The sequence below is a fragment of the Mycobacterium sp. E1747 genome (genome assembly GCF_001667775.1).
GTDB lineage: Bacteria > Actinomycetota > Actinomycetes > Mycobacteriales > Mycobacteriaceae > Mycobacterium.
Genome location: NZ_LZJI01000075.1, coordinates 1 through 12,925, shown reverse-complemented (window position 1 = coordinate 12,925; position 12,925 = coordinate 1). Strand labels below are relative to the sequence as shown.

1 pseudogene is annotated in these 12,925 nt (G+C 66.7%); it reads left to right on the top strand.

The features are described from left to right. Window positions 1-12,925 (top strand): annotated as a pseudogene (locus tag A5695_RS08155) (amino acid adenylation domain-containing protein); the annotation flags it as partial.

Genomic DNA, 12,925 nt, shown 5'->3' with positions numbered 1-12,925 from the left:
CTAGCCACCATCTACGCCCAAGTCCTCGGCCTCGACCGGGTCGGGGTTGACGACTCCTTCTTCGACCTCGGCGGCGACAGCATCCTGTCCATGCAGGTGGTCGCCCGCGCCCGCGCCGCCGGGCTGGCCTGCCGGCCCCGCGACCTCTTCGTCGAACAAACCGTCGCCCGACTGGCCGCCCTGCCCGGCATCACCCAAGCCCACCAACACCTCATCGACGAAGGCATCGGGCCCCTCACCCCCACCCCGATCATGCACTGGCTGTTCAACATCGACGGCCCCATCGACCAGTTCAACCAAACCCTCGTACTGCAAGCCCCGACCGGCACCACCCCCACCGACGCCCTCCCCCTCCTGCAAGCACTGCTCGACCACCACCCCATGCTGCGGGCACGCGCCGACCACCGCGACTCCGGCCAGTGGTCACTGACCGTTCCCGAACCCGGGACGGTCGGCGCAGGCGAGTGCCTGCGCGCTGTCGAAGCACTGACCGATGAGCTGCTCGCCCAGGCCCGCTCCCGCCTCGATCCCGGCAGTGGCGTGATGCTGAGCGCGCTGTGGGTCACCACGACCGGTCAGTTGGTGTTGATCGTTCACCATCTGGCCGTGGATGCGGTGTCGTGGCGGATCCTGGTCGAAGACGTCAACATCGCCTGGGCCCAACACCGAAGTGGCCAGCCCATCACCCTGCCCCCCGGCGGCACCTCATTTCAACGCTGGGCCACGGTTTTAGACGAGCACGCCCACAGCGCGGCGGTCCTCGACCAGGCCGACACCTGGCGACAACTCACCGCGACCCCAGCAGCCCTACCCCCACCCCAGCCCGCCGACACCTACACCACCGCCGGCCACCTCACCGCCACCCTGGACACCGCAACCACCCGCGCGCTGCTCACCGACGCCCCCGCCGCCTTCCACACCGGCATCCACGAAATCCTGCTCATCGCCTACGCGCTGGCCTGGACCGAATTCCTCAACACCACAACACCGGTCGGTATCGACGTCGAAGGCCACGGCCGCCACGACGACCTGGCCCCCGACGTGGATTTGTCCCGCACCGTGGGCTGGTTCACCACCAAATACCCCATCGCCCTCAGTATCGCCGGGCCGAACTGGCACCACATCACCACCGGCCACCCAGAACTCGGCCCGATCATCAAGCACGCCAAAGAACAACTACGCGCCCTACCCCACCCCGCCACCTACGGACTACTGCGCTACCACAACACCGAACTCCAAGGACCCGACCCCACCATCGCATTCAACTACCTCGGACGGCTTAGTACGACCGCGCCCGAGGCTACAGAAGGGCTGTGGGTGATCAGCGAGGACGGTTTGTCGGCCACGGCCGCGGCCAGCACCGCACCAATGCCGTTGTCCCACACGGCCACACTCAATGCCGCCACCATCGACACCGACACCGGGCCACAACTCAACGCCACCTGGACCTGGGCAACCTCCACGCTCGATGACACCCAGATCGCCCGGCTCAGCCAATTATGGTTCGACGCCCTGACCGGAATCTGCACCCACGTCCAACACGGCGGCGGCGGACTAACCCCCTCCGACATCACCCCCGCCCGACTCACCCAACACCAAATCGACCAACTCCAACAGCAATACAACACCGCCGACATCCTGCCGCTCACCGCACTCCAAGAAGGACTACTCTTCCACGCCGCTACCGGTCAGGAAATAGGTGACCTCTACGCGATGCAACTCGACATCACCGTCGCAGGCGAACTCGAACCGCACCGACTCCGTGACGCCGTCCAGACTGTGATGCAGCGCCATCCTCACCTCGCCGCCCGATTCAGTCATCGATTCGACCAGCCGGTACAGGTCATTCCGGCCAACCCCTCGGCGGCATGGCGATACGAGACCGTCGAAGGCGAGGATCGGATCCGAGAGATCTGTGCCGATGAACGGGCCGCGGTCTGCGACCTCACCGCCGGCCCCACCTTTCGGGCAGCTCTGCTTCGCACCGGCGACAGCCTGCACCGAATTCTGTTGACGTTCCACCACATCGTGCTCGACGGGTGGTCGCTACCCATCCTGCTGCACGAAATCTTTTCCGCCTACCAGGGCCGGCAACTGCCGGTGCCGACACCCTACCGCCGGTTCGTCACCTGGCTCGCCGAGCGTGACCTCGATGCCGCCCGCGACGCCTGGCAAGAGGCGCTCGCAGGTTTGGAAAGCCCCACCCTGGTCGGTCCGCCGTTCCGACTCAGGCCCGGCGTCAAGAGCATCAGTTCGTTCGCGATGTCCGAGCGCGACACGCTGGCGCTGAATGAGTTGGCGCGTGCGAACCACACCACGGTCAACACCGTGCTGCAGGCGGCGTGGGCGCAGCTGTTGATGGGCTTGACCGGCCAGCATGACGTGGTCTTCGGTACCGCGGTCTCCGGCAGGCCCGTCGAGATACCCGGCGCCGACTCCATGGTGGGCCTGCTGATCAACACCGTGCCGGCGCGCGCACACATCACCACAACCACCACCACCGCCGACCTGCTCCACCAGCTGCACGACGCCCACAACCACACCCTTGACCATCAACACCTGGCGCTCAACGAAATTCACCGCATCACCGGCCACGACCAACTTTTCGACACCCTATTCGTCTACGAGAACTACCCCGTCGACACCGCCACGCTGCTCAATTTCGACGGACTGACAGTCGTCGAGTTCACCGGTCGCGAATCCAACCACTACCCACTGACCATGCAAGCCACACCAGGAGCCGAACTCGGCTTCCGCATCGAGTACGACACCGATGTCTTCGATCCGGAAACCATTGGTACTCTGCTTAATCGGCTGCAACGTGTCATGCTGACGATGATTGCCGATCCGCGGCTCCCATTGTCTGCGAGCGACATGCTGGACGCTGACGAGCGCGGCCGCCTCGACCACATGGGCAATCGGGCCGTTCTGACCGGGCTCGCACCCGCACCGGTGTCGATCCCGGAATTGTTCGCCGGCCACGTGGTCCGCTCTCCGCACGCCGTGGCCATCAGAGACGCGGACCGGTCGTTGACTTACCTGGAGGTCGACGCGGCCTCGAATCAGTTGGCGCACTCGATATCCGGTTGCGGAGCCGGTCCGGGGCAATGCGTGGCGCTGCTGCTGGGGCGCTCCGCCGAGGCCGTCATCGCCATGCTTGCGGTGCTCAAGGCCGGGGCGGCGTACCTGGCGATCGACCCGGCGCTGCCCGACGAGCGGATCGGATTCCTGTTGAGTGATGCCGCGCCCGCCGTCGCGGTCACCACCACCGCGCTGCGTCCCCGGCTGTCCGGGCACCCCCTGGCCATCCTCGATGTCACCGACGACCGCATCACGGCCCAGCCGCTATCGATGCTTTCGACGCCGGCAGCCGACGATATCGCCTACCTCATCTACACCTCGGGCACCACGGGCGTGCCGAAAGGCGTTGCGATAACCCATCGCAACGTGGCGCACTTGGTCGAGTCGGCATCGGCCCACCTGCCTGTACATCAGGCATGGACGCAGTGCCACTCCTACGCGTTCGACTTCTCCGTCTGGGAGATCTGGGCCGCCTTGCTCGGCGGCGGCCGCCTGGTCATCGTCCCCGAGCGGGTGACCGCCTCACCGAAAGATTTCCACGCGCTGCTCGTCGCCGAGCAGGTCACCGTCCTCACCCAGACGCCGTCGGCGGCGGCGGCGCTTCCCCAACACGGCTTGGACTCGGTCGCGCTGCTGCTTGGCGGCGAGGCATGCCCGGCCGAGCTGGTGGACCGATGGGCACCCGGGCGGGCCGTGATCAACGCCTACGGCCCCACCGAGACCACGGTGTACGCCACGTTGAGCGCCCCGTTGACCGTGGGTTCGGGGACGGTCCCGATCGGTGCGCCGGTGTCGACGGCGGCGCTGTTCGTCGTGGACGACTGGCTGCGCCCGGTCCCACCCGGAGTGGTCGGGGAACTCTATGTCGCCGGGCACGGCGTCGGCATCGGCTACCTCCACCGGGCGGGATTAACCGCTTCACGCTTCGTGGCCAGCCCGTTCGGGCCGGCAGGAACCCGCATGTACCGGACCGGCGACCTGGTGCGCTGGCGCCCGGACGGCCAGCTCGACTACCTCGGTCGCGCCGACGAGCAGGTGAAGATCCGCGGCTATCGCATCGAGCTCACCGAGATCCAGGCGGCGCTGGCCGCGCTCGACGGTGTCGAACAGGCCGCCGCCATCGTCCGCGAAGACCGCCCCGGCGACAAACGGCTCGTCGGTTACGTCGTCGAAAGGGACCGCGGAGCTGTAGATCCCGCTGTCGCCCGGATGGTGCTGACCGAGCGGCTGCCCGGCCATATGGTGCCGACCGCGGTCGTGGTGTTGCAGGCGCTGCCGCTGACGGTCAACGGCAAGCTCGACACCCGTGCCCTGCCCGCGCCGGAGTACCAAGACCGCAGCCGGTACCGCGCCCCGGCCACCCACATCGAGGAGATCCTGGCGGGCGTCTATGCCCGCGTGCTGGGTGCCGAGGGGGTCGGCGTCGACGATTCGTTCTTCGACTTGGGCGGGGATTCGCTGTCGGCAATGCGGTTGATCGCCGCCATCAACACCGGGCTCGATACGGACCTGGCAGTACACGCGTTGTTCGATGCACCCACGATCGCGCAGTTGGCTGCCCTTCTCGACGGCCCGGTGCGCCGCCGCGAGCCGTTGACCGCCGGCCGCCGCCCCGCGGTTGTCCCGCTGTCATTCACCCAAAACCGGCTGTGGGTTCTCGACCAGTTGCAAGGTCCCTCAGGGGTTTACCACCTGGCGGTGGCGCTGAAGCTGCGCGGTGACCTTGATCCCGACTCCCTGCATGCCTCGCTCGCGGACGTGGTCAACCGCCACGAAAGCCTGCGCACGCTATTCCCTGCACCCGATGGACTATCCCAACAACTCGTTGTTTCCGCCGACCGGGCGGATTTCGGCTGGGCTGTCATCGACGCCACCAACTGGGTGCCCGCCAGGCTAGCAGAGGCCGTTGATGAAACGGTGCGCCATCCCTTTGATTTGGCCTCCGAAATACCGCTGCGGGCAAAGCTTTTCCGTGTCGATACCGACGAGCACGTGTTGGTCGGCGTGGTGCACCACATCGCCTTCGATGGCTGGTCACTGGCGCCGTTGGTGCGCGATCTCGGCGAGGCCTATCGGGCGCGGGAGCAGGGGATGGCCCCGGACTGGACGCCACTGCCCGTGCAGTACGTGGACTACACGTTGTGGCAGCGGGCGCTGTTCGGTGCGCTCGACGATTCCAACAGCCGGATCGCCGCGCAGCTGAGATATTGGGAAGGCGCCCTGGCCGGCATGCCCGAACGCTTGGAACTGCCGACCGATTGGCCCTACCCCTCGGTGGCCGATCAACGCGGCGACAGCGTGACGGTGGACTGGCCGGCCGAATTGCAGCGACGCATCCGCGAGTTGGCCCGGTTACACGACGCGACGAGCTTCATGGTCGTACAGGCCGCCCTGGCGGTTCTGCTGTCGCGGCTCAGCGCGAGTTCCGATGTGGCCGTGGCATTCCCAATCGCCGGCCGAGGCGATCCCGCGCTCGATGACCTGGTGGGCTTCTTCGTCAACACCTTGGTGCTGCGAGTGGATGTTTCCGGTGACGCGACCGTTTCCGAATTGCTCGCGCAAGTGCGTCGGCGCAGCCTGCTCGCCTTCGAGCATCAGGACGTGCCATTTGAAGTGCTGGTCGAGCGGCTAAACCCCGCCCGCTCCCTGAGCCATCACCCGCTGGCCCAGGTGGCACTGGCGTGGCAGAACCTCCCCGGCCAGACGATCGACCCCGTCGCCGGGCTGGAATTGGGTGGTCTGCAGATCACTCAGCTGCCGATCGATACCCGTACCGCCCGCATGGATTTGACCTTTTCGCTGTCCGAACGCTGGGCCGATGACGGCGCGCCCGCGGGCATTCGGGTGACGGTCGAATTCCGTACCGACATATTCGCGCCCGACACCATCACCACGCTTGTCGAGCGGTTCCAGCGGTTACTGCTCGCGATGACCGCCGACCCGCGGGCTCGGCTGTCGTCCATCGATCTGCTGTCCGCCAAGGAGCACGCCCGCCTGGATGCCGCGTCCAATCGGGCGACGCTGGACCGGCCCGCCCCTGCACAGGTCTCGATTCCGGCGTTGTTTGCCACCCACGTGGCGCGGAACCCAGATACGATCGCGATGACCGACGGGGCGCGATCCTGCACCTACCGCGACCTCGACCTGGCCTCGAACCGGCTGGCGCACAGGCTGATCGGGCAGGGCGCGGGCCCGGGCGAGTGCATCGCGCTGCTGTTCCCCCGTTGCGCCGAAGCCGTCACCGCGATGCTGGCGGTGCTCAAGACGGGAGCGGCGTACCTGCCGATCGACCCGGCGACCCCGGCTTCCCGGGCGGAATTCATGCTCGCCGATGCCGCGCCGATCGCCGCCGTCACCACCGCCGGCCTGCGGCCACGCCTGACCGGGCGCGATCTGGCCGTCCTCGACGTGACCGACGGCGCCGTCGGTGACTACCCCGGCACGGCGCCACCCGAGCCTGAACCTGGCGATGTGGCGTATCTGATCTATACCTCCGGGACCACCGGCGTACCGAAATGCGTTGCCATCACCCATCACAACGTGACGCAGCTGCTGGGATCGCTGGATGGCGGTTTGCCACACCCGGGGGTCTGGCCGCAGTGTCACTCGCTGGCCTTCGACGTCTCGGTGTGGGAGATCTTCGGTCCACTCTTGCGAGGTGGGCGAGTGGTGGTGGTGCCCGAGGACGTCACCACGTCGCCGACTGACTTCCACGACATGCTGGTCACCGAAAACGTCGATGTACTCACCCAGACCCCCTCCGCCGCGGCGGTGTTGTCGCCGGCGGGTTTGGAATCTGCGGCCCTGGTGGTGGTCGGCGAGGCGTGCCCCACCGATGTGGTCGATCAATGGGCGCCGGGGCGGGTGATGATCAACGCCTACGGCCCGACCGAGACGACAATGTGCGTCGCGATCAGCACTCCGTTGACGTCCGGGTGCGCGGTGGTGCCCATCGGTACACCGGTACCCGGGGCCGCACTGTTCGTCCTCGACGAGTCGTTGCGAGAAGTGCCCAGCGGGGTGGTCGGTGAGTTGTATGTCGCGGGGGACGGCGTCGGTATCGGGTATCTGCGCCGGGCGGGGCTGACGGCCTCACGATTCGTGGCCTGCCCATTCGGGGGCCATGGCGCGCGCATGTACCGTACCGGGGATCTGGTGCGCTGGGGCGGCGACGGCCAACTGCATTACCTCGGCCGCGCCGACGAGCAGGTCAAAGTCCGCGGGTACCGCATCGAGCTCGGCGAAATCCGTTCTGCGCTACGTCAACTCGAGGGTGTCGAGCACGCCGCGGTTGTCGCCCGCGAGGACCATCCCGGCGACAAGCGGCTGGTCGCCTATATCACGGGAACCGCCGATCCGATCGACGCGCGTGCCGCGCTCACGGAGCGGCTTCCCGGTTACATGGTGCCCGCCGGGGTGGTGGTGCTCGACGCACTGCCGACCACGATCAATGGGAAACTCGATACCCGAGCCCTGCCCGCGCCCGACTTCCAGCCCGCCGACACCTACCGGGCGCCGTCCGATGCCATCGAGGAAATCCTGACGGACATCTTTGCCGAGGTGCTACGACTTGATCGCATCGGGGTGGACGATGCCTTCTTTGATCTCGGCGGCGACAGCATCTCGGCGATGCAGGTGGTCGCCCGGGCCCGCACAGTCGGTGTGCTGTGCCGCCCTCGAGACATATTCATCGAACAGACGGTGTCACGGCTTGCGCGCGTCGCCCAGATCAGCGATGGCGTCGGCGTTGCGCGCGACGCCGGTATCGGGCCGGTGGTGCCCACCCCAATCATGCACTGGCTGCGGGGCATTGACGGTCCCGTCGACCAGTTCAACCAGACGATGGTGATAGAAGCTCCCCAGGACGTGACCCGGCCCGACGTGGTCGCGCTGCTGCAAGCCCTGCTCGACCACCATCCGATGCTGCGGCTCTGTGTCGACCATGGTCACGCCGGCGAATGGTCGTTGACGGTGCCCGGGGTGGGTGCGGTTGACGCGGAAAGCTGCCTGCTCACCGTCGACGAGCTGACCGACCATACGGTGGCGGAAGCCCGGTCGCGGCTCAACCCCTTTGCCGGGGCAATGGTCAGCGCGCTGTGGGTGACCAGCGGCCGGCTGGTGTTGATCATCCACCATCTCGCCGTCGACGCCGTGTCTTGGCGAATTCTCCTGGAAGACCTGAACATCGGCTGGGCCCAGCACCGAAGCAGCCTGCCGGTCACGCTGCCGGCGGGCGGTACGTCCTTCCAACGCTGGGCGGCGATGCTGGCCGAGCATGCCCACCGGCCCGAGGTGGTCGACCAGGTCGACGCCTGGCAACGGTCGGTGCCCGACCACGCCGCCCTGCCCCCACCGCAACCCGAGACTGACACTTACGCCCGCGCTGGGCACCTTGCGGTCTCTCTGGACGCCGAGACCACCCACCTGCTGCTTACTGAGGTCCCCGCGGCGTTTCACGCCAGCGTCCAGGACATCCTGTTGATTGCACTCGCGTTGGCGTGGGGCGAGTTCGCGGGGACAGACGAGGGCGGGTCGATCGCAGTCGACGTCGAAGGCCACGGCCGCTCCGAGGATCTCGCTGCCGATGTCGACCTCTCGCGCACCGTGGGCTGGTTCACCACCAAATACCCGGTGACGCTCCCGCTCGGTGGGCCGCGCTGGCCGCAACTGGTGGCCGGTGACGCCGCCGTAGGGCCATTCGTCAAGCGCGCCAAGGAACAACTCAGGGCCCTGCCCGATGGCCTGACCTACGGTCTGCTGCGCTATGTCAACGACGACTCCGCACTGGCCGGGCCCGACCCCGCGATCGGGTTCAACTACTTCGGGCGGTTGCACGGGACCGACGCGTCCAGCGATCTCTGGCGGGTCAGCCGCGACGGCATGGCGGTCACCACCTTCGCCAGCGCCGTACCGATGCCGATCGCACACACCCTAGAACTCAACGCGGGTGCCGTCGACACGGGCGCCGGGCTGTGCTTGCGGGCCGAATGGTGCTGGGCGCCTTCGGCGCTCGACGACTGCCGGATCCGCCGGCTCAGTCGGTTGTGGTTCGATGCTCTCGTCGGCATCTGCGCCTACGTCCTGCGCGGCGGCGGCGGCATCACTCCCTCGGACATCGCGCCCGCGCGTCTCAACCAGCACCAAATCGACCAACTGGAACAGCGCTTACGGATTGCCGACATTCTGCCGCTCACTCCGCTCCAGCAAGGGTTGCTGTTTCACGCGACGGCGCAGAACAGCGACGGGGACCTGTATTCGATGCAGCTCGACATCGCCGTCTCGGGCCCGCTCGACGCGGATCGTCTCCGCGGTGCCGTGGACGCCGTCGTCATCCGCCACCCCAACCTGGCCGCCCGGTTCTGCACCCAATTCGATCAGCCGGTGCAGATCATTCCGGCCAACCCTCAAACACCTTGGCAATACGTCGAAGTCGATGCCAATGCCGATGAGCAGGTGCAGCGCATATGCCGCGCCGAGCGCGCCGCGGTGTGCGACCTGAGGGGTTCCCCCGCCTTTCGCGTTGCCCTGATCCGCACCGCACCGGAACGGTTCCGCGTGGTGTTGACCAACCACCACATCGTGCTGGACGGTTGGTCGCTGCCCGTGCTTCTGCAAGAGATCTTCGCCGTTTACTACCGCCAGCGGTTGCCGGCGGCAGTGCCGTACCGTCGGTTTGTCAACTGGCTCGCCGAGCGCGACCTCGACGCCGCGGAGCATGCCTGGCGCGAGGTGCTCGCTGGTTTCCACACTCCGACCCTGGTCGCAGCACCGGGCGGCCCGACACTGGGAAGCCGGGGCTTCGCGTCGGCTCGCGTGGCCGAAACCACCACCCAGGCGGTAAACGAACTGGCCCGCTCCTGTCACACCACCGTCAACACGGTGCTGCAGGGCGCCTGGGCACAGGTGTTGATGTCGATGACGGGCCGGCGCGACGTCGTATTCGGTGCAGCGGTCTCCGGCCGGCCGGCCGATGTGCTCGGCGCGGAAACGATGGTGGGTCTGATGATCAACACAGTGCCCATCCGAGCCACCATCACTCCGGCCACCACCGTCGCCGACCTACTCGGCCAATTGCACAACGCTTACCAGCGCACCCTGGACCACCAACACCTGGCGCTCAAGGAGATTCACCGCATCGTCGGGGTCGACCAGCTATTCGACACCTTGTTCGTCTTCGAAAACTACCCCATCGACGCCGCGGCGCTGACACACACCAACGGGCTGGCCATCACCGACTTGACGGGTACCGAATCCAGTCACTACCCGCTGACAATGCAAGCCCGCCCCGACCGCGAACTGAATCTTCGCGTCGAATACGACAGCCACCTGTTCGATGCAGAGGCCATCGAATCACTGATCGACCGTTTCCAGCGCGCGTTGGTGGCCATGACCGCCGACCTAGGGGGATGAACTTGACCACCAATCCGACGCGGAGACTGCTGTCTATCGACCTGCTCAATGAGACTGAGCACACCCGCCTGGACGACTGGAGCAACCGCGCCGTCTTGGACCAGCCCGCGGCGCAGGTGTCGATTCCGGCGCTCTTCTCCGCTCAAGTGTCGCGCACTCCCGAGGCCGTGGCCGTGACCTCTGACGGCCACTCGATGACCTATCGCGAACTAGACGCTGCCGCTAATCGCCTAGCGCATCTGCTGATCGACCACGGCGCTCGCCCGGGAGTGCGTATCGCGCTGCTGTTCCCCCGATGCGCCGAGGCGATCGCCGCGATCTTGGCGGTACTCAAGACCGGAGCGGCGTATCTACCGATCGACCCCATGCATCCGCGGGCCCGCATCGAGTTCATGCTTGCCGACGCCACGCCGATTGCCGTCGTGACGACCGCGGAGATGCAGTCGCGACTGGACGGACGCGGCATGACGGTCATCGATACCGCCGACCCCCGCATCGAGGCGCAACCCGAAACCGCCTTACCGTTTCCCGCACCCGACGACATAGCCCACATCGTCTACACCTCCGGCACCACCGGCGTGCCGAAAGGTGTTGCAGTTAACCACCGCAACGTCACCCAGCTGTTCGACTCGCTCGACATCGGGATTCCGTTGGGCCCAGAACAGGTCTGGACGCAGTTCCATTCCTACGCGTTCGACTTCTCAGTGTGGGAGATCTGGGCCGCGCTGCTGTTCGGCGGGCGGCTCGTGGTGGTGCCCGAGTCGGTGGCCCGATCGGCGGTCCACTTCCACGACCTCCTAGTCAAAGAGGGGGTCCGCGTGCTCACGCAAACCCCTTCAGCGGTAAGCAACCTCTCCCCCGACGGACTGGAATCCACGGCGTTGGTCATCGGTGCCGAAGCCTGCCCTCCGGCGCTGGTGGACCTTTGGGCACCCGGACGGGTCATGACCAACGTTTACGGCCCGACGGAAACCACGATGTGGGCGTCCAAGAGTGCGCCCCTGCTGCCGGGCTCGGGTTCGCCACCCATCGGATCACCGATCACGGGAGCTGCGTTTTTCGTCCTCGACGAGTTCCTGTGTCCCGTGATGCCCAAGGTGGTCGGCGAGCTGTATATCGCCGGGCGCGGTGTTGGAGTGGGCTACTGGCGCCGGGCCGGACTCACCGCTTCCCGATTTACAGCGTGTCCATTCGGACCGCCAGGAACGCGCATGTATCGCACTGGTGACTTGGTGCGCTGGCGGTCCGACGGGCAACTCGACTACCTCGGCCGCGCCGACGAACAGGTGAAGATTCGCGGGTATCGCATCGAACTCGGCGAAATCCGCACAGCCCTGAGCGGACTCCCGGCCGTCGGGCAGGCCGCGGTGATCGCCCGGGAGGACCGGCCCGGCGACCGGCGGCTCGTCGGTTACCTCACCGAAACGGTCACCGGCGCAGTCGATCCCATTGCCGCGCGGGAGGAGCTGGCCCGGCGGCTGCCCGGTTACATGGTTCCGGCAGCGATCGTCGTCTTGCAGTCGCTGCCGCTGACGGTCAACGGCAAGCTCGACACTCGCGCCCTACCGGCGCCGGAATACACCAACGGCGAGCGGTACAGCGCACCCAAAGATCCCACCCAGGACATCCTCACCGGCATCTATGCCCACATACTCGGCCTCGAGCGGGTCGGCGTCGACGATTCGTTCTTCGACCTCGGCGGCGACTCCGTTTCCGCGATGCGCGTGATAGCGGCGATCGGCGCCGAACTGGCCACCGACGTATCGATGCAAACGCTGTTCGACGCGCCAACGGTCGCCCAACTCGCCGCACACGTCGGTGGCGACGATAAACGGCTTCAGCCTCTTGTGGCCGCCCAGCGGCCCGACATCATTCCGTTGTCGTTCGCCCAGAGCCGACTGTGGTTCCTCGACCAATTGCACGGGCCATCAGCGGTTTACAACTTGGCGGTGACCTTGCGTCTGCAGGGCGCGCTGGATCTGGCCGCACTGCGGCTGGCCGTCGATGACGTGATCGCCCGCCACGAGACGCTGCGCACGGTGTTCCCTGACGTCGACGGCGTCCCTTTTCAACAGGTGCTGCCGAGATGGCCGAGCGACGTCATCGAGGTCACCGACGCCGCCGGGTGGTCACCGAACGTGGTTGATGAGGCCATCGAAGCCGCGGCGCAGCACGCGTTCGACCTGAGGACGGAGATCCCATTTCGAACCAGACTCTTCCGCATCGCCGACGACGACCACGTACTCGTGGGCGTGGTGCACCACATCGCCGCCGACGGTTGGTCCATCACGCCGCTCGTGAGCGATCTCAATGTGGCGTACGCCAGCCGGTGCAGCGGAGCGGCCCCCAACTGGGCTGAATTGCCGGTGCAGTATGCGGATTACACGTTGTGGCAGCGGGCGCAGTTCGGTGATCTGGCTGACGGCGGCAGCCC